This window comes from Pseudomonas sp. RW409, from assembly GCF_003184125.1.
Classification (GTDB): domain Bacteria; phylum Pseudomonadota; class Gammaproteobacteria; order Pseudomonadales; family Pseudomonadaceae; genus Aquipseudomonas; species Aquipseudomonas chlororaphis_I.
The window spans coordinates 176,598-196,036 of record NZ_QHHP01000021.1 but is presented as its reverse complement, the minus strand read 5'-3'; the positions used below and the strand labels follow the sequence as shown (position 1 = coordinate 196,036).

At 62.5% G+C, this 19,439-nt stretch carries 17 protein-coding genes; 6 read left to right on the top strand and 11 right to left on the bottom strand.

Annotated elements, in window-relative coordinates; genetic code table 11:
- Positions 1–53 precede the first annotated feature (53 nt).
- The gene (locus tag DK261_RS09695; protein ID WP_110175643.1) at positions 54–1,904 is read right to left on the bottom strand and encodes a sigma-54-dependent Fis family transcriptional regulator; all 1,851 of its coding nucleotides are present in this window, start codon (positions 1,902–1,904) and stop codon (positions 54–56) included.
- Between the two features lie 327 nt (positions 1,905–2,231).
- On the opposite strand from DK261_RS09695, the gene DK261_RS09690 reads away from it, so the two are divergent.
- From DK261_RS09690 to DK261_RS09660, 6 genes are all read left to right on the top strand, one after another.
- Entirely contained in the window at positions 2,232–3,326 is a 1,095-nt protein-coding gene (locus DK261_RS09690) for an ABC transporter ATP-binding protein (RefSeq protein ID WP_009049798.1), read from the top strand.
- Positions 3,326–4,441 carry an ABC transporter ATP-binding protein gene (locus DK261_RS09685; RefSeq protein WP_016701904.1) on the top strand — a complete coding sequence of 372 codons (1,116 nt, stop codon included), beginning with the start codon at positions 3,326–3,328 and terminating at the stop codon, positions 4,439–4,441. The genes DK261_RS09690 and DK261_RS09685 overlap by 1 nt, the downstream gene beginning before the upstream one ends.
- A complete protein-coding gene (locus DK261_RS09680; protein ID WP_009049796.1) occupies positions 4,438–5,304 on the top strand; it encodes a carbohydrate ABC transporter permease in 867 nt (288 codons plus the stop codon). The genes DK261_RS09685 and DK261_RS09680 overlap by 4 nt, the downstream gene beginning before the upstream one ends.
- A gap of 11 nt (positions 5,305–5,315) precedes the next feature.
- Positions 5,316–6,116 carry a carbohydrate ABC transporter permease gene (locus DK261_RS09675; protein WP_007929618.1) on the top strand — a complete coding sequence of 267 codons (801 nt, stop codon included), beginning with the start codon at positions 5,316–5,318 and terminating at the stop codon, positions 6,114–6,116.
- Between the two features lie 10 nt (positions 6,117–6,126).
- The gene (locus tag DK261_RS09670; protein WP_009049795.1) at positions 6,127–6,399 is read left to right on the top strand and encodes a DUF2160 domain-containing protein; all 273 of its coding nucleotides are present in this window, start codon (positions 6,127–6,129) and stop codon (positions 6,397–6,399) included.
- 163 nt (positions 6,400–6,562) lie between these two features.
- Complete coding sequence (locus tag DK261_RS09660) at positions 6,563–8,305, top strand: ABC transporter substrate-binding protein (RefSeq protein WP_023964376.1); 1,743 nt, start codon at positions 6,563–6,565, stop codon at positions 8,303–8,305.
- 166 nt (positions 8,306–8,471) lie between these two features.
- Here the strand turns inward: DK261_RS09660 and DK261_RS09655 are convergent, their stop codons facing one another.
- The 10 genes from DK261_RS09655 to nuoG all read right to left on the bottom strand — a co-directional run bounded on the left by DK261_RS09655 (position 8,472) and on the right by nuoG (position 19,376).
- Positions 8,472–8,786 (bottom strand): DNA-binding transcriptional regulator, encoded by a 315-nt coding sequence (locus DK261_RS09655; protein WP_009049793.1) that lies wholly within the window; start codon positions 8,784–8,786, stop codon positions 8,472–8,474.
- Positions 8,776–9,126, bottom strand: coding sequence for a toxin (locus tag DK261_RS09650; protein ID WP_110175823.1), 351 nt, complete (start codon positions 9,124–9,126; stop codon positions 8,776–8,778). Before DK261_RS09650 ends, DK261_RS09655 begins: the two co-directional genes overlap by 11 nt.
- Positions 9,127–9,372: 246 nt before the next feature.
- Entirely contained in the window at positions 9,373–10,836 is a 1,464-nt protein-coding gene (nuoN, locus tag DK261_RS09645; protein WP_009049791.1) for an NADH-quinone oxidoreductase subunit NuoN, read from the bottom strand.
- Positions 10,837–10,843: 7 nt separating this feature from the next.
- The gene (nuoM, locus tag DK261_RS09640; RefSeq protein ID WP_009049790.1) at positions 10,844–12,376 is read right to left on the bottom strand and encodes an NADH-quinone oxidoreductase subunit M; all 1,533 of its coding nucleotides are present in this window, start codon (positions 12,374–12,376) and stop codon (positions 10,844–10,846) included.
- Between the two features lie 39 nt (positions 12,377–12,415).
- Positions 12,416–14,269: an NADH-quinone oxidoreductase subunit L gene (gene nuoL / locus DK261_RS09635; protein WP_009049789.1), complete on the bottom strand. Its 1,854-nt coding sequence runs from the start codon at positions 14,267–14,269 to the stop codon at positions 12,416–12,418.
- Positions 14,266–14,574, bottom strand: a complete 309-nt coding sequence (gene nuoK, locus DK261_RS09630) for an NADH-quinone oxidoreductase subunit NuoK (protein ID WP_023964387.1) — start codon at positions 14,572–14,574, stop codon at positions 14,266–14,268. Before nuoK ends, nuoL begins: the two co-directional genes overlap by 4 nt.
- Positions 14,575–14,587: 13 nt before the next feature.
- On the bottom strand, positions 14,588–15,088 hold the full coding sequence (gene nuoJ, locus DK261_RS09625) for an NADH-quinone oxidoreductase subunit J (protein WP_009049787.1): 501 nt from the start codon (positions 15,086–15,088) through the stop codon (positions 14,588–14,590).
- A gap of 9 nt (positions 15,089–15,097) precedes the next feature.
- Positions 15,098–15,646 (bottom strand): NADH-quinone oxidoreductase subunit NuoI, encoded by a 549-nt coding sequence (gene nuoI / locus DK261_RS09620; RefSeq protein WP_003223795.1) that lies wholly within the window; start codon positions 15,644–15,646, stop codon positions 15,098–15,100.
- A gap of 11 nt (positions 15,647–15,657) precedes the next feature.
- Positions 15,658–16,665 carry an NADH-quinone oxidoreductase subunit NuoH gene (nuoH, locus tag DK261_RS09615; RefSeq protein ID WP_007929607.1) on the bottom strand — a complete coding sequence of 336 codons (1,008 nt, stop codon included), beginning with the start codon at positions 16,663–16,665 and terminating at the stop codon, positions 15,658–15,660.
- Positions 16,662–19,376 carry an NADH-quinone oxidoreductase subunit NuoG gene (gene nuoG / locus DK261_RS09610; RefSeq protein ID WP_110175642.1) on the bottom strand — a complete coding sequence of 905 codons (2,715 nt, stop codon included), beginning with the start codon at positions 19,374–19,376 and terminating at the stop codon, positions 16,662–16,664. Before nuoG ends, nuoH begins: the two co-directional genes overlap by 4 nt.
- Positions 19,377–19,439: the final 63 nt, after the last annotated feature.

Sequence of the window (19,439 nt, the reverse complement as noted above, 5' to 3'; positions counted from 1 at the left end):
GCCTTGTGCGGGTTTTTGTTTGCTTGCCATTTGGGGATGGAGGGGGCGGGGGATCAATCCTCCTGCTGACGCAATCTTTTATAGAGGGTATTGCGACTCACCCCCAGCCGTCGCGCCAGCTGGGAAATGTTGCCGCCCACGGCCTTGAGCTGGCGGTGCAGGTCGGTGCTGTCTTCCAGGGCGATGTCGCCGGGCGGTTCGTGGCTGGCGGCTGGCTCCATGTCCAGGTCGACAAAAAAGTCGTCCGGCAGGTGCTCGGCGCGGATCGGCTGGTCTTCGGCCATGGCCAGCGCCACCTGCATCACGCTGCTGACCTGGCGCAGATTGCCCGGCCAGGAGTGGCGCTCGAACAGGTCCTGGACTTCGCGGCTGAGCCCGGCCCATTGGCCGGGCTCGCGGTGCTGCTCCCAGATGCGCTTGAACAGCGCCTGCTTGTCGCTGCGTTCGCGCAGGGGCGGCAACTCCAGGGTCAGGCCGCCGATGCGGTAATACAGGTCCTCGCGGAAGCGCCCGAGTTGCACCTGTTCGCGCAGGGAGCGGTTGGTCGCCGAGATGATGCGGATGTCCACCGGGAACAGTTCGCTGCTGCCCACCGGCTGCACGCAGCGCTCCTGCAGCACCCGCAACAGGCGGGCCTGGGTAGGCAGGGGCATGTCGCCGATTTCGTCGAGGAACAGCGTGCCTTTGTCAGCCTTGCGGATCAGGCCGATGCTGCCTTTCTGGTTGGCGCCGGTGAAGGCGCCTTTTTCATAGCCGAACAACTCGGACTCCACCAGTTCGGCGGGGATCGCCGCGCAGTTGACGGCGATGAATGCCTGTTTGCTCCGCGAGCTGGCCTGGTGCAGCGCCTTGACGAAGACTTCCTTGCCGACGCCGGTTTCGCCGTGGATCAACAACGGAATGTCCTTTTCCAGCAGCCGTTCGGCCTGGCGCACGGCTTTCTCTACGCGGCTGTCGCCGAAGTGCAGGGTGTTCAGGCCGATGGCATCGGCGTTGGCGGGGGCCGGGCGGGCAGGCGCTTCGGCGAAGACCCGGGCCTGGATCGGCACCTGCCTTGGACGCTTGAGCAGGCAATGGAAGCGGTTGCGTCCGGCGGCCTGCAGGGCGAAGGGCAGGCCTTCCGGCTGGTTGAGCAATTCCAGCAGGGACACCTTGAACAGGCTTTCGATGCCGACCCGCGACAGGCTGATGCCCAGCAGGTTGTCGGCGCGGCGGTTGGCCGAGAGCACCTGGCCGCTTTCATCGAAGATCAGCAAGCCGGCCCACTGGCTGTCGAGGTTGTTCAGGCCGGTGTTGAAGGTCAGCTGGAAATGCCGGCCTTCGAACAGGTTGAGGATCAGCCGGTTCTCCACCGTCTGGCTCATCATCTTGACCATGCCCAGGGTGTGGGAGGGCGGCAGGTAGCTGTCGCTGGAGACATCCAGCACCGCGATCACCCGGCGCTCGGCATCGAAGATCGGCGCGGCCGAGCCGGTCATGAAGCGGTTGGCCTTGAGAAAGTGTTCATCGTGCTCGATATGCACCGCCTGCTCGCAGGCCAGGGCGGTGCCGATGGCATTGGTCCCGCTGCAGTGTTCCAGCCAGCTGGCGCCGGCACTGAAACCACGGGCCAGGCTCGGCTCGATAAAACGCTGGGTGCCCCAGGAGGTCAGCACCTGGCCCTGGTTGTCGGCGAGCATGATCAGGCAATTGGAGTTGCTGAGGATGTTCTCGTAGTAGGGCAGGACTTCCTGGTGGGTGGTCTGCACCAGGGCATGCTGGCTCTCCAGTAGCTGGGCGATACGCTCGGCGGGCAGTTGATCGAAAGCGGGGGCGCTCTGGTGGCTGAGGCCAAAGGCCCGGCAGCGGCTCCAGGAGTCCTTGATGATGGTCTCGTGAGACAGCGGTGAGGCAGGTGCGCTCATGGCGGTAGGTCTCTGAAAACGCTTTTATTGTTGTTATTGGCGTATGGCCTGGCCTTTGTAGTTGCAGCCCGCGGCAGCGGCTACAAGAAGCAATCTTGCCGGCAAAAACGTCCATCCAGTGTTGTTCACTCTTGTTCATTGTCAACCGCCGGACTGTTCAGTTGTTCAGTGCGGGTTGTTCATTTCTGTTCAGCTATGAACCCGCGGATAACCTGTCTTGGAATAAATATCAGGCTTATCAGTGGCTTGGTTTGCTGCCGCGGTTCTGGCACGAAAGTCGCTCTGCTGCTCCGGTCGCTTGACTCCAATAATAAAAAAGGCCGAGCCATGTCATTAACGCTGGAACACGTCAGCCGTGTCGTCGAGGGCCAGACCTGGATCGATGACATCTCGCTGCGCTTTGAACCCGGTTCCTTCAATGTTCTGCTGGGACGTACGCTGTCCGGCAAGACCAGCCTGATGCGCTTGATCGCCGGGCTCGACAAGCCCGCCAGCGGACGCATCCTGATGAATGGCGTGGACGTCACCGGGCGCCCGGTGCGGCTGCGCAACGTGTCGATGGTCTATCAGCAGTTCATCAACTACCCGACCATGACCGTGTTCGAGAACATCGCCTCGCCGCTGCGCCAGGCCGGTGTCGCCGCGCAACTGATCGAGAGCAAGGTGCTGGAGACGGCGAAGATGCTGCGGATCGAGAAGTTCCTGCAGCGCCATCCGCTGGAGCTGTCCGGCGGCCAGCAGCAGCGCACGGCGATGGCCCGGGCGCTGGTCAAGGATGCCGAGCTGATCCTGTTCGACGAGCCGCTGGTCAACCTCGACTACAAGCTGCGTGAAGAGCTGCGTCAGGAGATGCGCGAGCTGTTCCAGGCCCGCCACACCATCGCCATCTACGCCACCACCGAGCCCAACGAGGCGCTGGCTTTGGGCGGCACTACCACCATTCTCCATGAGGGGCGCCTGGTGCAGAGCGGCAAGACCGCCGAGGTCTATCACCAGCCGCAGACGGTGCTGGCCGCCGAGCTGTTCTCCGAACCGCCGATCAACCTGATGCCGGGGCGCATCGCGGGCAATGAAGTGAGCTTCGCCAACTTCGTGCACTTTCCGCTGAACGTCGATTTGCGCCCGGTCGGCGAGGGTGAGTTCCGCTTTGGCGTGCGTCCCAGCCATATCTCCCTGGTGCCGAGCAACGACGACGACCTGGAGCTGGCGGTGACCGTCGAGGTCGCGGAAATCAGCGGCTCGGAAACCTTCCTGCATGTGCGCAACGAACAATTCCTGTTGGTGCTGCACTTGCCCGGCGTGCACGAATATGACGTCGACGCGCCGATCCGCATTTATATCCCCACCCACAAACTGTTCGTCTTCGATGCCCAGGGCCGTCTGGTCCAGGCGCCGGGGCGACGCGTCGCGAGGGTTGCCTGATGGCCGAGATCCGTTTGCACAACCTCGCCCACAGTTACACCAGCACTCCGGCTGGTCCCGAGGACTATGCGATCCGCGAGATGAACCACATCTGGGAGCAGGGCGGCGCCTATGCCTTGCTCGGGCCGTCCGGCTGCGGCAAGTCGACCTTGCTCAATATCATTTCCGGGCTGCTCAGCCCGTCCCAGGGGCAGGTGCTGTTCGACACCCGGGTGGTCAACGAGCTGACTCCCGAGAAGCGCAATATCGCCCAGGTTTTCCAGTTCCCGGTGGTCTACGACACCATGACGGTGTTCGACAACCTGGCCTTCCCGCTGCGCAACCAGGGCATGGCCGAGGCCAAGGTGCACAGCAAGGTGCAGGAGATCGCCGAGGTCCTCGACCTGCAGGCGCTGTTGAGCAAGAAGGCGCGCAACCTCAGTGCCGACGAAAAGCAGAAGGTCTCGATGGGCCGCGGCCTGGTGCGCGACGACGTGTCGGCGATCCTGTTCGACGAGCCGCTGACAGTGATCGACCCGCACCTGAAGTGGAAGCTGCGGCGCAAGCTCAAGCAGATCCACGAGCAGTTCAACATCACCATGGTCTACGTCACCCACGACCAGCTCGAAGCCTCGACCTTCGCCGACAAGATCGCGGTGATGTACGGCGGGCAGATCGTCCAGTTCGGCACCCCGCGGGAGCTGTTCGAGCGACCGAGCCACACCTTCGTCGGCTACTTCATCGGCAGCCCGGGGATGAACCTGATCGAGGTCCGGGCAGAGGCCGGCGGTGTCAGGTTCGCCGGCACCCATCTGGCACTGCCCGAGGCCTTGCAGCAGCGGATCGCCGAGAGCGATTACCAGAGCCTGAAAGTCGGCATCCGCCCGGAATTCATCCATGTCTGGGACGAGCCTTACGAGGAGGCGCTGCAGGCCGACGTGGTCCACATCGAGGACCTGGGCACCTACAAGATCATGACCCTGAACCTCGACGGCGCGGTGTTAAAAGTGCGCCTGGCCGAAGACAAGCCAGTGCCGCAGGGCAGGGCCTGCATCAGCTTCCCCGCGCAGTGGCTGATGGTCTACGCCGACGAATACCTGCTGGAGGCCCACGCCACGAACGAGGTTCAGCCATGAACAAAGTGCAGAACAACAAGGCCTGGTGGCTGGTATTGCCGGTGTTCCTGCTGGTGGCCTTCAGTGCGGTGATCCCGATGATGACCGTGGTCAACTACTCGGTGCAGGACATCTTCGACCAGTCCAGCCGCTATTTCGTCGGCGCCGACTGGTACCGCCAGGTGCTGCTCGACCCGCGCCTGCACGACTCGTTGCTGCGCCAGTTCATCTATTCGGCCTGCGTGTTGCTGATCGAGATTCCCTTGGGAATAGCCATCGCCCTGACCATGCCGAGCAAGGGGCGCTGGTCGTCGGTGGTGCTGATCATCCTCGCCATTCCGTTGCTGATCCCGTGGAACGTGGTGGGCACCATCTGGCAGATCTTCGGCCGCGCCGACATCGGCCTGATGGGCTCGGCGCTGAATGCCCTGGGCATCAATTACAACTATGCGGCCAACACCATGGATGCCTGGGTCACGGTGCTGGTGATGGACGTGTGGCACTGGACCTCGCTGGTGGCGCTGCTGTGCTACTCGGGGCTGCGGGCGATCCCGGACGTGTACTACCAGGCGGCGCGCATTGACCGGGCGTCGAACTGGGCAGTGTTCCGGCATATCCAGTTGCCGAAGATGAAAAGCGTGCTGCTGATCGCGGTGATGCTGCGCTTCATGGACAGCTTCATGATCTACACCGAGCCGTTCGTGCTCACCGGCGGCGGGCCGGGCAACGCCACCACCTTCCTCAGCCAGACCCTGACCCAGATGGCGATCGGTCAGTTCGACCTGGGCCCGGCCGCGGCGTTTTCCCTGGTGTATTTCCTGATCATCCTGCTGGTGTCCTGGCTGTTCTACACCGCCATGACCCACTCCGACGCCAATCGCTGAGGACGGCCGCCATGACCAAGCGCAAGCTGATACCGCTGCTGATCTACATCCTGTTCCTGCTGGTGCCGATCTACTGGTTGCTGAACATGTCGTTCAAGAGCAACAACGAGATCCTCGGCAGCCTGACCCTGTGGCCACAGGACTTCACCTGGCACAACTACAAGGTGATCTTCACCGACCCCAGCTGGTACACCGGCTACCTCAACTCGCTGTATTACGTCAGCCTGAACACGGTGATTTCCCTGAGCGTGGCGCTGCCGGCGGCCTATGCGTTCTCGCGCTACCGCTTCCTCGGCGACAAGCACCTATTCTTCTGGCTGTTGACCAACCGCATGGCGCCGCCGGCGGTGTTCCTGCTGCCGTTCTTCCAGCTGTATTCGTCCATCGGCCTGTTCGATACGCACATTGCCGTGGCCCTGGCCCACTGCCTGTTCAACGTGCCGCTGGCGGTGTGGATTCTCGAAGGCTTCATGTCCGGGGTGCCGAAGGAAATCGACGAGACCGCCTACATCGACGGCTACAGCTTTCCCAAGTTCTTCGTGAAGATCTTCGTCCCGCTGATCGGCTCGGGGATCGGCGTGACGGCGTTCTTCTGCTTCATGTTTTCCTGGGTCGAGCTTCTGCTGGCGCGGACCCTGACCTCGGTGAACGCCAAGCCGATCGCCGCGGTGATGACCCGCACCGTGTCCGCCTCCGGTATCGACTGGGGTGTGCTGGCGGCGGCCGGGGTGCTGACCATCCTGCCGGGCATGCTGGTGATCTGGTTTGTTCGCAACCATGTGGCCAAGGGCTTCGCCCTGGGCCGGGTATGAGGATCCGTTGATGGAATGGATGAACTGGACCGCCCCGACGGCGGCATTCTTCGGTGTCATTGCCTTGATCCTGCTGGGCATGACCACGTGGGAATTACGTTCGCCGAGCATCCCTCGGCGCGGCTTCCTGCCGATTGCCACCACCCGTGGCGATCGTCTGTTTATCGGTCTTCTCGGCAGCGCCTACCTGCATCTGCTGGTAATCGGCGTCACCGACTGGAGCATCTGGGTGGCGTTCGTGCTGTCCCTGGTGTGGCTGTTGGCTGTGATGCGTTGGGGCTAATGCTGATACCCATTCCTGTAGGAGCGAGCTTGCTCGCGAAGAATTCCAGCGCGCCGCGTACAGGCTGGTTCTACGCGTCATCGTTAGCGACCTTCGCGAGCAAGCTCGCTCCTACAGGGAGGTATTGGTATCGGTCCTCTTTGAACTTAACCGGGAGGTCTCTATGTTCGACAAAAACAATAAGCTGCGACATAGCGTTTCATTGGCGGCCATGCTGGCTCTGAGCGGCTTGAGCGCGACGGCCTGGGCCGACGCCTATGAGGACGCCGCGAAAAAATGGATCGGCAGCGAGTTCAAGCCATCCACCCTGACTGCGGAACAACAGCTGGAAGAGCTGAAGTGGTTTATCAAGGCGTCCGAGCCGTTTCGCGGGATGAAGATCAACGTGGTCTCTGAGACCATCGCCACCCATGAATACGAGTCCAAGGTGCTGGCCAAGGCCTTCAGTGAAATCACCGGGATCAAGCTGACCCACGACCTGCTGCAGGAAGGCGACGTGGTGGAGAAGCTGCAGACCCAGATGCAGTCGGACAAGAACATCTATGACGGCTGGGTCAACGACTCCGACCTGATCGGCACGCATTTTCGTTATGGCAAGACCGAATCCATCACCGACCTGATGGCCAACGAAGGCAAGGACTACACCTCGCCGACCCTGGACATCAAGGACTTCATCGGCATCTCCTTCACCACCGCGCCGGACGGCAAGATCTACCAGTTGCCCGACCAGCAGTTCGCCAACCTGTACTGGTTCCGCGCCGACTGGTTCGAGCGGGCCGACCTGAAAGCCAAGTTCAAGGAGAAGTACGGCTACGAGCTGGGTGTGCCGGTGAACTGGTCGGCCTATGAGGACATCGCCAAGTTCTTCAGCGAAGACGTCAAGGAGATCGACGGCAAGCGGGTCTACGGGCATATGGACTACGGCAAGAAGGACCCGTCCCTGGGGTGGCGCTTCACCGATGCCTGGTTCTCCATGGCCGGCGGCGGCGACAAGGGCTTGCCCAACGGTTTGCCGGTGGACGAGTGGGGGATCCGCGTCGAGGATTGCCATCCGGTGGGCTCCAGCGTGACCCGCGGCGGCGACACCAACGGCCCGGCGGCGGTGTTCGCCACCACCAAGTACGTCGACTGGATGAAAAAGTACGCGCCACCGGAAGCGGCGGGCATGACCTTCTCCGAATCCGGGCCGGTGCCGTCCCAGGGCAATATCGCCCAGCAGATCTTCTGGTACACCGCCTTCACCGCCGACATGACCAAGCCGGGCCTGCCGGTGATGAACGCCGACGGCACGCCGAAATGGCGCATGGCGCCGTCGCCCAAGGGGCCGTACTGGGAGGAGGGCATGAAGCTGGGGTATCAGGACGCCGGTTCCTGGACCTTCCTCAAGTCCACTCCGGAGAAACAGAAACTCGCGGCCTGGCTCTATGCCCAGTTCGTGACCTCGAAAACCGTGTCGCTGAAGAAAACCATCGTCGGCCTGACACCGATCCGCGAGTCGGACATCAACTCCCAGGCGATGACCGACCTGGCGCCGAAACTCGGTGGCCTGGTGGAGTTCTATCGCAGTCCGGCCCGCGTGCAGTGGACGCCGACCGGCACCAACGTGCCGGACTATCCACGCCTGGCACAGCTGTGGTGGAGCCATATCGCCGAAGCGGCCAGCGGCGAGAAAACCCCGCAACAGGCACTCGATGGCCTGGCCAAGGACCAGGACGCAATCATGACCCGGCTCGAGCGCTCGAAAGCCCAGGCCACCTGCGCCCCGAAAATGAACCCCGAGCGCGACGCGCAATACTGGTTCGACCAACCGGGCGCGCCGAAACCGAAACTGGCCAACGAGAAACCCCAGGGCGAGACCGTGAGCTACAACGAACTGCTCAAGTCGTGGGAGGCGGCGCGCAAGTAAGGTTGTGGATCGGTAATGCGCAACGGCACCTTCGGGTGCCGTTCTGTTTTGGGAGCTGTAGTGCCCGGACCATTGTTATCGCGGGCAAGCCTCGCTCCTACAGAAGAAGGTGATCCGTCGGAGCGAGGCTTGCCCGCGATGACGTCCTGCGAACCAGTGCAGACCTTCAGGCCAATGCTGCCAGCCGCTCCACCGTATCGGGAAAACGCTGTACCAGGCGGATCAGGGTAGTGGCCTGAGCGTTGGGTTTTGCCCGTCCTTGCTCCCAGTTCTCCAGGGTCCGAGTATTGGTGCGCAGGTACATGGCAAATACCGATCTGGACAGGTTCAACTGCTCGCGCACGGCCAGCACTTCTTCAGCGGTGATCGGGAGCAGCGCGTTCAGCTTGACCTTGTAGGTGCGCAGCGTGAGCTTGCCTTGGCGCTCTTTGGCCAGGGCGTCGAAACCTTCGACCAGTTCGGAAAAGATGTCACGTTTCATGATGGGTTCTCGCCTCGACTTCTCTGTTGAGCAGTTGCTTGAGCAGTTTTTTCTGATGGGGTGTCAGGTCGTTCTGCTCGTTCTTTGCGTAAAGGGTGAAGAGCCAGAATTGGGCGCCTCCGGACCACCAGTAATAAATCACCCGGATCCCGCCGCGTTTGCCCTTGTGCCGTCGCTCATCGACAAAGCGGATCTTGCGCAAGCCATCGGTTCTCTCGATGAGATCTCCGGCTTCGGGGGCTTTCAGCAACTCAAGCTGCAAATTACGAAAAAGCTCGTCGTCCAGGTAGTCCTGTCGATGGCGTTGGAACGGGGGCAGCTCAATAAAAAGTGCGCCCATGATCTGTACGTGATCTGCGTATATTTTTGGTTGAATGGGTCGAGAGGTCAAGGCGTTGCGCATGGCGCTCGTCGCCTTTTAATGACCTTAGACTTGGCAATCAGGATGAGACGTAGGACGCGTCTTTAAATCCTGAAAGGCAATTCCTTTCAGGTGGCAGGAGGAAGGGCAGGGCGGTTTTTCTTCGGAAAACAAAACGGCGCCCGAAGGCGCCGTCTTGTTTTGCTGCGGATCGTTCTTGAGCGATCAGCCCGCCAGACCGGATTGCTGGACCAGGATCAGCAGCGGTTGTGGGTAGACGCCGAGGAAGAACGCCAGGACCGCGATGGCCAGCAGCATCACGCCGCCGGCTTTCTGTTCCCAGTGCAGCTGGGCGTCGACGCGGCGCAGGTTCGGCTCGATCAGGTACAGGGTGACCATGACGCGCAGGTAGTAGAACACGCCGATGGCGCTGCCCAGGACCAGGGAACCGACCAGCCACCATTGGTGCGCTTCGACACCGGTGGCGATGATGTAGAACTTGCCAATGAAGCCCGCGGTCAGCGGGATACCGGCCAGGGACAGCATCATCACGGTCAGTACGGCGGTCAGGTACGGACGACGCCAGAACAGGCCGCGGTACTCGTACAGGGCATCCGCATCGCGACCCTTGTAAGGCGAGGACATCAGGGTGATCACGCCGAAGGCGCCGAGGCTGGTGATCACGTAGGTGACCAGGTAGACGCCGATGGCCTCCATCGCCAGGCCCTTGCTCGCCACCAGGGCGATCAGCAGGTAACCGAAGTGGGCGATGGACGAGTAACCCAGCAGACGCTTGAGGTTGCTCTGGGTCAGCGCCAGCAGGTTGCCGAACAGGATCGAGGCAATCGCGATCAGGGTCAGCACGGTGTTCAGGACACCGCTGCTGGCTACCGGCGAGATCTGGAACAGACGCACCATCACCGCGAATACCGCCACCTTGCTCGCGGTGGCCAGGAAGGCCGCCACAGGCGCTGGAGCCCCTTCGTAGACGTCCGGGGTCCACAGGTGGAAGGGTACCAGCGACAGCTTGAACGCCAGGCCGATCAGCATCATGCCCAGGCCCAGTTGGGCCATTGGGCTAGGCAGGCCGGTCGCGGCCAGGGCCTGACCGATGCCGTTGAAGCTCAGGCTGCCGGCTTCGGCGTAGAGCAGGGCCATGCCGAACAGCAGGAACGCGGAACCGGCGGCCGACAGCACCATGTACTTGATGCCGGCTTCCAGCGAACGCTTGTTGAAGAAGGCATAAGCCACCAGGCCGTAGACCGGTACCGAGAGCAGTTCCAGGCCGATGAACAAGCCGGCCAGGTGTTGCGCGCTGACCAGGACCAGGCCGCCGGCGGCGGCCATCAGGATCAGCAGGTACAGCTCTTCGCGGTTGCCCGGGTAACCGGTGCCGCCGTCGCCTAGGTAGGCGTGGGCGAGGGTGACGCAGGCCAGGGTGGCCACCAGGATCAGCGCCATGTACAGGCAGGCGAACTGGTCGATCTGCAGCAATGGAGTCACCGCCAGAGGGGTGACTTTCAGGGCCGGCAGGATCGACAGCAACGCCAGGTTCAGACCGGCGACCGACAGCAGGAAGGTTTGCGAATGGTTGCGACGCCAGGCGATAGCCAGCATCACCACAATGATGGTGAGGCTGGTGATCAACAGCGGCGCAAGCGCGATAAAGTGTTGAATCGTAAAGTCCATAGCGCTCTTACCGGGCCGAAGCGAGTTGAGTGAAGGCGGTGCCGAGCCATTGCTGCACGCCACTCATCGTGGCGGCAGAGGTATCGAGGAACGGTTGCGGGTAGATGCCGATGTAGATCAGCAGCGCCGCCAGTCCGACCACCATGATCAGTTCGCGAGCGTCCATGCCGTGCAGGACCGCGTCCGACTTGGCCGGGCCGAAGTAGGCGCGGTGAATCATGATCAGCGAGTAGACCGAACCGAACACCAGGCCGGAAGTCGCGAGCACGGTGACCCATGGTGCGCTGGCGAAGGTACCGATCAGGATCAGGAATTCGCCGACGAAGTTACCGGTCGCCGGCAAGCCCAGCGAGGCTGCTGCGAAGAACAGGCTGATGGCTGGCAGGTAGGCGATCTTCGACCACAGGCCACCCATTTCACGCATGTCGCGGGTGTGGGTGCGTTCGTACAGCTGGCCGCACAGGATAAAGAGTGCTGCCGCCGACAGACCGTGAGCCAGCATCTGGATCACCGCGCCCTGCAGGGCCAGCTGGCTGCCGGAGTAGATACCGATCAGCACGAAGCCCATGTGCGAAACGCTGGAGAATGCCACCAGGCGCTTGATGTCGGTCTGGGCGAAAGCCAGGAAGGCACCGTAGAAGATGCCGATCAGACCCAGGGTCATGGCGATCGGCGCGAACTCGGCCGAGGCATTCGGGAACAGCGGCAGGGCGAAGCGCAGCAGGCCGTAGGCCGCAGTCTTCAGCAGGATCCCCGCCAGGTCCACGGAACCCGCTGTCGGTGCCTGGGCGTGGGCATCGGGCAGCCAGGAGTGGAACGGCACCACTGGCAGCTTCACTGCGAAGGCGATGAAGAAGCCGAGCATCAGCACGTACTCGGTGGTGGTCGACATCTTGGTCTTCAACAGGTCGGCGTAGTTGAAGGTAATCACGCCGGTGTCGTTGAAGTTGACCAGCACCAGACCGAGGATCGCCACCAGCATGATCAGGCCGGAAGCCTGAGTGAAGATGAAGAACTTGGTCGCGGCGTAGATCCGGGTTTTCTTGCCGTCCGAAGAACTGTGACCCCAGAGCGCGATGAGGAAGTACATCGGCACCAGCATCATTTCCCAGAAGAAGAAGAACATGAACAGGTCGAGGGCGAGGAACACGCCGACGACACCGCCTAGGATCCACATCAGGTTCAGGTGGAAGAAGCCCACGTGACGCTGGATCTCTTTCCAGGAACAGAGGACGGAAAGCACGCCCAGGAGGCCGGTCAGCAGGATCATCAACAGCGACAGGCCGTCGAGGGCCAGGTGCACGTTGATGCCGAAGCGCTCGATCCAGACGTGCTTGAACTCCAGGGTCCAGGTCGGATCGGCGCCAGGCGCCGGAGCGAGTGAATAGTCGCCGTGGGCCCACAGCCAGAGGCCGAGGCTGAGCAACAGGGACATGGTGATCAGCGCAATCCAGCGGGGGAGGGTGGCGCCGAAGCGCTCACCCATCCAGCACAGCAGGCCGCCGATGAAGGGGATCAGGATTAGCCAAGGCAGAATCATGACGGGCTCAATTCCTTTCGCAAGTTCGCAAGGTTCATATCAGACCGCTACCAGCACGACGGCGCCGATAACCAGCACGGCACCAGCAGCCATCGAGGCGGCGTACCAACGCAGTTGACCGGTTTCCGTACGGCTCAGGGAGTTGTGGCCCCCTTTGGCCAGGCGCGGGATCAGACCGATGGTCTGGTCGAGCGGGTCTTTGCGCAGTACATGGCTGATCGCCAGATATGGCTTGACGAACAGTTTGTCGTAGATCCAGTCGAAGCCCCAGGCAGCGAACCACCAGGCCGAGAGGAGGCGGCCGATGCCGCTGTTGGCGATGGCGGTAACGAAGCGACGCTTGCCGAGGAACAGCAGCGCGGCCAGCAGGATACCGGCGATGGCGATGGCGCCGGACGCGAGTTCCAGGCTGTGCTTGGCTTCGCCGCCGGCATGGCCGACGCTGAGTGGCAGCACACCGTGCAGCGGTGGGGTGATCATGGCGCCGACGGCGGTCGACAGAACGATCAGCACCGACAGCGGCAGCCAGTGGCTGATGCCGTGGCCGGCGTGGGCTTCGGTCTTGGCTTCACCGTGGAAGGTGATGAAGATCAGGCGGAAGGTGTACAGCGAGGTCATGAAAGCCCCCACCAGACCGGCATACAGCAGGCCATGGTTACCGCTGGCGAAGGCTTCCCAGAGGATCTCGTCCTTGGAGTAGAAACCGGCGGTGACCAGTGGCAGGGCCGCCAGGGCCGCGCCGCCGACGATGAAGCTGGCGTAGGCCAGCGGCAGTTTCTTCCACAGGCCGCCCATCTTGAAGATGTTCTGCTCGTGGTGGCAGGCAACGATCACCGCACCGGAGGCAAGGAACAGCAGGGCCTTGAAGAAGGCGTGGGTCATCAGGTGGAAGATCGCGCCGTCCCAGGCGCCAACGCCCAGGGCCAGGAACATGTAGCCGATCTGGCTCATGGTCGAGTAGGCGAGGATCCGCTTGATGTCGGTCTGTACCAGCGCGGCGAAGCCGGCCAGAACCAGGGTCACGCCACCGACGACGCCCACCAGGTGCAGGATGTCCGGCGCCAGGGCGAACAGGCCGTGGGTACGGGCGATCAGGTAGACACCGGCGGTCACCATGGTTGCGGCGTGGATCAGTGCCGAAACCGGGGTAGGACCGGCCATCGCATCCGCCAGCCAGGTCTGCAGCGGCAGCTGGGCGGATTTACCGACCGCGCCACCCAGCAGCATCAGGGTCGCCAGGACGATCCAGAAGTCGCCGGCCTGGAACTTCGCAGGCGCCGCGACCAGCAGTTGCTGGATGTTCAGCGTACCCAGCTGCTGGAACAGGATGAACAGGCCGATGGCCATGAACACGTCGCCGATGCGGGTGACGATGAAGGCCTTGAGTGCCGCGTTACCGTTGTTGCGGTTGCTGTAGTAGAAACCGATCAGCAGGTACGAACACAGGCCCACGCCTTCCCAGCCGAAGTACAGGAACAACAGGTCGTCGCCGAGCACCAGGAACAGCATGCTGGCGATGAACAGGTTGGTGTAGGCGAAGAAGCGCGAGTAACCGTCTTCACCGCGCATGTACCAGGACGCGAACAGGTGGATCAGGAAACCCACGCCCACCACCACGCCGAGCATGGTCACGGACAGGCCGTCCAGGTACAGGGCGAAGGTTGGCTTGAAGTCGCCAACGGTCATCCACTGCCACAGCACCTGGGTGTAGTGGCCACCTTCCGGCGGAGCGACATTGAATTGCCAGATCACATAAGCCGCGACAATCGCCGACAGGCCAACGGAGCCGACACCGATCAGGGCGGCGAGGTTTTCCGAGAGGCGTCCACGGGAGAACGACAGCAGCAGAAAACCGATCAGGGGGAACAGGAAAGTCAGATAGAGAAGGTTCATCCGCGCATCTCGCTGGCAGCGTCGATATCGAGAGTGTGGAAGCGGCGATACAGCTGCAACAGGATCGCCAGGCCAATACTGGCCTCGGCGGCTGCCAGGCTGATCACCAGGATGAACATGACCTGTCCATCCGGCTGCGCCCAGCGGCTACCGGCGACGATGAAGGCCAGGGCGGAGGCGTTCATCATCACCTCCAGGCTCATCAGCACGAAGAGAATGTTGCGGCGCACCATCAGGCCGACCAGGCCGAGGCAGAACAGGATGCCGGCAACGGCCATGCCATGCTCCAGAGGGATAGTTCCGATAGTAGGCATGGTCTTACTCCTTCGCCTCGTTGCGGCCCAGGTGGAACGCCGTGACGGCTGCGGCGAGCAGCAGCATCGAGGCGAGTTCGACCACCAGCAGATAAGGACCGAACAGGCTGATGCCCACGGCCTTGGCGTCTACGGTGGTGTGGCCGATACCGGTACCGCTCTGGTGGCTGAACAGCACGTACAGCAGTTCCACCAGCAGCAGGGCGGCGAGCACCACCGGCCCGAGCCAGATCCCCGGCTTGAGCCAGATGCGTTCCTGCTGAACCGAGGCGGGGCCCAGGTTCAGCATCATCACCACGAACACGAACAGCACCATGATGGCGCCGGCATAGGCGATCACTTCCAGCACGCCGGCGAACGGTGCGCCGAGGCTGAAGAACGTCATCGCCACGGCGATCAGCGAAATGATCAGGTAGAGCAGGGCGTGCACAGGGTTGGTGTTGGTCACCACGCGTAGCGTGGAGACAACGGCGACACCTGACGCGAAATAGAAAGCGAATTCCATCTTTCTTCCTTAAGGCAGCAAGCTCTTCACGTTGATCGGCTCGGCTTCGTTTTGCGCGGAGCCTTTTGGCTTACCGGCAATGGCCATACCTGCAACACGATAGAAGTTGTAATCAGGGTTCTTTCCGGGACCGGAGATCAGCAGATCTTCTTTCTCGTAAACCAGGTCCTGACGTTTGAACTCGGCCATCTCGAAATCCGGGGTCAGCTGGATCGCGGTGGTCGGGCAGGCTTCCTCGCAGAGGCCGCAGAAGATGCAACGCGAGAAGTTGATGCGGAAGAAGTCCGGGTACCAGCGACCGTCTTCGGTTTCAGCTTTCTGCAGCGAGATGCAACCCACCGGGCACGCCACGGCGCACAGGTTGCAGGCTACGCAACGCTCTTCGCCATCGGGGTCGCGGGTCAGTACGATGCGGCCACGGTAGCGGGGCGGCAGGTAGACCGGCTCTTCCGGGTATTGCAGGGTGTCGCGCTTGCGAAAGCCATGGCCGAAGACCATCACCAGGCTGCGCAGTTGGGTACCAGTACCCTTAACGATGTCGCCAATATATTTGAACATGGGTCAAATCCTCACTGAACCGCGCCCGCTGGCGTGTTCAACAACACAAGCGCAGCAGTCACCAGCAAATTGATCAGGGTCAGCGGCAGGCAGAATTTCCAGCTGAAGTCCATCACCTGGTCATAACGCGGACGCGGGATGGAAGCCCGCAGCAGGATGAACAGCATGATGAAGAATGCGGTCTTCAGGGCGAACCAGACGAAGGACAGTTGCGGCAGGATGCCGAACGGACCGTGCCAGCCACCGAAGAACAGGGTGACCAGCAGTGCCGAGATCAGGATGATGCCGATGTACTCGCCAACGAAGAACATGCCCCATTTCATGCCGGCGTATTCAATGTGGTAACCGTCGGCCAGTTCCTGTTCCGCTTCCGGCTGGTCGAACGGGTGACGGTGAGTCACGGCCACGCCAGCGATGAAGAAGGTACAGAAGCCGAAGAACTGCGGAATGATGAACCACAGGTTCTGCGCCTGGTAGTCGACGATGTCGCGCATGTTGAACGAACCGACCTGGGCCACGATGCCCATCAGCGCCAGGCCCATGAACACTTCATAGGACACGGTCTGGGCCGAGGCCCGCAGGCTGCCGAGCAGGGCGAACTTGTTGTTGCTCGACCAGCCGGCGAACAGCACCGCGTAGACCGACAGGCCGGCCATGGCGAAGAAGAACAGCAGGCCGATGTTCAGGTCCGCCACGCCCCAGGTCGGGGTGATTGGGATGATCGCGAACGCGATCAGCAAGGCGCTCATGGCCACGACCGGTGCCAGGGTGAAGATCACCTTGTCGGCAAACGGCGGGGTCCAGTCTTCCTTGAAGAACATCTTCAGCATGTCGGCGGCGATCTGGAACATGCCGAACGGGCCAACGCGGTTCGGACCGTAACGGTCCTGCCACCAGCCCAGCAGGCGACGCTCGACAAAGCTGAGCAGGGCACCGGCGACCACCACGGCCAGCATGATGACCAGGGCTTTGACGACCGCCAGGATCACGTCGATCACTTCAGGGGTGAACCAGGTCATTGCGCTGCCTCCTGCAGACCGTCAACGGATTTGCCAAAGAACGCCGGAGGAATGCCCGCCAGGCCGGCTGGCAGGGCCACGAGGCCAGCGCCCAGCTCGTCGTTGATGCGCAGCGGCAGACGCAGGGTCTGGCCCGCCACGTTCACGGCGAGCAGCGCGCCATCGTTGACACCCAGGCGATCGGCTTCGGACTTGGCCAGGGAAACGTAGGCGGCCGGGATGCGTTCCTGGACCGGAGCGGCTTTCGAAGAGTTCTCTTCGCTGCCGAACAGGTGGTAGAACGGCACCGCCTGCCAGGTGCCCTGGGCCGGGGAGAAGGCGCGCGGCACGCTGGCGAACCAGCCGAGGCTGTCGCCCTGGCTTTCGATCAGGCGGGTGCCCGGATCACCGGCACGCAGGTGACCACCGACTTCGTCCTGGAACTTGTTCCAGGCTTGCGGTGAGTTCCAGCCCGGCGACCAGGCGAACGGCACCTGGGAGCGTGGCTCCACGGAGCCCGAGTAACCTTCCATGGAGAAGGAGAACGCGGTGTCCTGGTCCTGCGGGGTACGTGGCTCGTGCACGCTGATGTCGGCGCGCATGGCGGTACGGCCGCTGTAACGCAGCGGTTCGCGGGCCAGCTTCAGGCCCTTGATGCGGAACGACGCCGATGGCGCGGCATCGACGATGCGCGCCAGTTGCGGGTTGCTCTGGGCGCAGGCGGCGGTCACGTGGTCCAGCTGGGTCCAGTCCACCGGCTTGTTCAGCAGGGTAGAGCGCAGGGCATGCAGCCAGCGCCAGCCTTCGTGAACCAGGATGCTGGCATCCATATAGGTCGGATCGAACACCTGGAAGAAGCGCTGGGCACGGCCTTCCTGGCTGACCAGGGTGCCGTCGCCTTCGGCGAAGCTGGCCGCTGGCAGGACCAGGTGCGCGCGATCGCTGGTGGCGGTCTTCTGGTGGTCGGCGACGATCACCACTTTCGCGGCGTTCAGCGCGGCATCGACCTTGGCGGCGTCGGTGCGGGTGTACAGATCGTTTTCCAGCACGACCAGGGCGTCGGCCTTACCGTCGATCACCGCTTGCAGCGCGGCGTCCACCGATTCGCCACCGAGCATGGCCAGGCCGAGGCTGTTGGCCTCAGGCACGATCAGGCTGATGGAGCCGTTCTTCTCGCGCAGCTTCAGGGCCTTGGCAATGTTCGCCGCGGCTTCGACCAGCGCCTTGGAACCCAGGGAGGTGCCGGCGATGATCAGTGGACGCTTGGCGGCGAGGAGGGCGTCGGCGATGCGCTTGGCCAGTTCCTGGGCTTCGGTGTCCAGGCCTTCGACGGCCGGGGCGCTGGCGTCCAGGGCGTGGGCCACGGCGAAACCGATGCGCGCCAGGTCGTCGGGAGCGGCGTGTACACACTCCTCGGCAACGTCGTCGAGCTTGGTTTCAGCCAGGCTGGCGATGAACAGCGGGTTCAGCGCGTGCTGGCCGATGTTTTTCACCGCGGCGTCGAGCCATGGCTGGACGCGCATGGCGTCGGCCATTTCTTCGGCCTTGCCCTTGACCGACTGGCGCAGGGCCAGGGCCATGCGGGCGGCGGTCTGGGTCAGGTCTTCGCCGAGGACGAACACTGCATCGTGGTCTTCGATGTCGCGCATGGTCGGCACGGGCAGCGGGCTGCTTTTCAGCACTTGCAGTACCAGGCGGATGCGCTCCAGTTCGGCGGCTTCGATACCGCTGTAGAAGTGCTCGGCACCTACCAGTTCACGCAGGGCGTAGTTGCTTTCCAGGCTGGCGCGAGGCGAACCGATACCGACGATATTGCGGCCGCGCAGCAGGTCGGCGGCCTTGTCCAGCGCCTGGTCCAGGCTCAGCTTGGTGCCGTCGTTCAGCAGCGGCTGGCGTGGACGGTCTGTGCGGTTGACGTAGCCATAGCCGAAACGGCCACGGTCGCACAGGAAGTACTGGTTCACCGAACCGTTGTAGCGGTTCTCGATGCGGCGCAGTTCGCCGTAGCGCTCGCCCGGGGAGATGTTGCAACCGCTGGAGCAGCCATGGCAGATGCTCGGCGAGAACTGCATGTCCCATTTGCGGTTGTAGCGCTCGGAGTGAGTCTTGTCGGTGAACACACCGGTCGGGCAGACCTCGGTGAGGTTGCCGGAGAACTCGCTTTCCAGGGTGCCGTCTTCAACGCGACCGAAGTACACGTTGTCGTGGGCACCGAACACGCCGAGGTCGGTGCCGCCGGCATAGTCCTTGTAGAAACGCACGCAACGGTAGCAGGCGATGCAGCGGTTCATCTCGTGAGCGATGAACGGGCCGAGTTCCTGGTTCTGGTGGGTACGCTTGGTGAAGCGATAACGGCGCTCGTTGTGGCCGGTCATCACGGTCATGTCTTGCAGGTGGCAGTGACCGCCTTCCTCGCAGACCGGGCAGTCGTGCGGGTGGTTGGTCATCAGCCATTCGACGACACTGGCGCGGAAGGCCTTGGATTCTTCATCGTCGATGGAGATCCAGGTGTTGTCGGTGGCGGGCGTCATGCAGGACATGACGATGCGACCACGGGTGTCGTTCTCGTCGGTGTATTGCTTGACCGCGCACTGGCGACAGGCACCGACGCTACCGAGAGCGGGGTGCCAGCAGAAATAAGGGATGTCGAGGCCTAGTGACAGACATGCCTGTAACAGGTTGTCCGCCCCATCGACTTCGAGCGCTTTGCCGTCTACGTGGATAGTGGCCATGGTTCAAAGTTCTTCGTTGGCCCGGTGTCAGCGGGCGTGGCTAATGGAATCTTGGTGCTCGCC

What these genes read in the sequence shown, in the direction of transcription:
- nuoN (WP_009049791.1), bottom strand. Translation starts at nt 10,836, where the DNA reads ATGGACTTTACGATTCAACACTTTATCGCGCTTGCGCCGCTGTTGATC.
- nuoJ (WP_009049787.1), bottom strand. Translation starts at nt 15,088, where the DNA reads ATGGAATTCGCTTTCTATTTCGCGTCAGGTGTCGCCGTTGTCTCCACG.
- DK261_RS09690 (WP_009049798.1), top strand. Translation starts at nt 2,232, where the DNA reads ATGTCATTAACGCTGGAACACGTCAGCCGTGTCGTCGAGGGCCAGACC.
- nuoL (WP_009049789.1), bottom strand. Translation starts at nt 14,269, where the DNA reads ATGAACCTTCTCTATCTGACTTTCCTGTTCCCCCTGATCGGTTTTCTG.
- DK261_RS09695 (WP_110175643.1), bottom strand. Translation starts at nt 1,904, where the DNA reads ATGAGCGCACCTGCCTCACCGCTGTCTCACGAGACCATCATCAAGGAC.
- DK261_RS09675 (WP_007929618.1), top strand. Translation starts at nt 5,316, where the DNA reads ATGACCAAGCGCAAGCTGATACCGCTGCTGATCTACATCCTGTTCCTG.
- nuoM (WP_009049790.1), bottom strand. Translation starts at nt 12,376, where the DNA reads ATGATTCTGCCTTGGCTAATCCTGATCCCCTTCATCGGCGGCCTGCTG.
- DK261_RS09685 (WP_016701904.1), top strand. Translation starts at nt 3,326, where the DNA reads ATGGCCGAGATCCGTTTGCACAACCTCGCCCACAGTTACACCAGCACT.
- DK261_RS09670 (WP_009049795.1), top strand. Translation starts at nt 6,127, where the DNA reads ATGGAATGGATGAACTGGACCGCCCCGACGGCGGCATTCTTCGGTGTC.
- DK261_RS09655 (WP_009049793.1), bottom strand. Translation starts at nt 8,786, where the DNA reads ATGAAACGTGACATCTTTTCCGAACTGGTCGAAGGTTTCGACGCCCTG.
- nuoG (WP_110175642.1), bottom strand. Translation starts at nt 19,376, where the DNA reads ATGGCCACTATCCACGTAGACGGCAAAGCGCTCGAAGTCGATGGGGCG.
- DK261_RS09660 (WP_023964376.1), top strand. Translation starts at nt 6,563, where the DNA reads ATGTTCGACAAAAACAATAAGCTGCGACATAGCGTTTCATTGGCGGCC.
- nuoI (WP_003223795.1), bottom strand. Translation starts at nt 15,646, where the DNA reads ATGTTCAAATATATTGGCGACATCGTTAAGGGTACTGGTACCCAACTG.
- DK261_RS09650 (WP_110175823.1), bottom strand. Translation starts at nt 9,126, where the DNA reads ATGGGCGCACTTTTTATTGAGCTGCCCCCGTTCCAACGCCATCGACAG.
- nuoH (WP_007929607.1), bottom strand. Translation starts at nt 16,665, where the DNA reads ATGACCTGGTTCACCCCTGAAGTGATCGACGTGATCCTGGCGGTCGTC.
- DK261_RS09680 (WP_009049796.1), top strand. Translation starts at nt 4,438, where the DNA reads ATGAACAAAGTGCAGAACAACAAGGCCTGGTGGCTGGTATTGCCGGTG.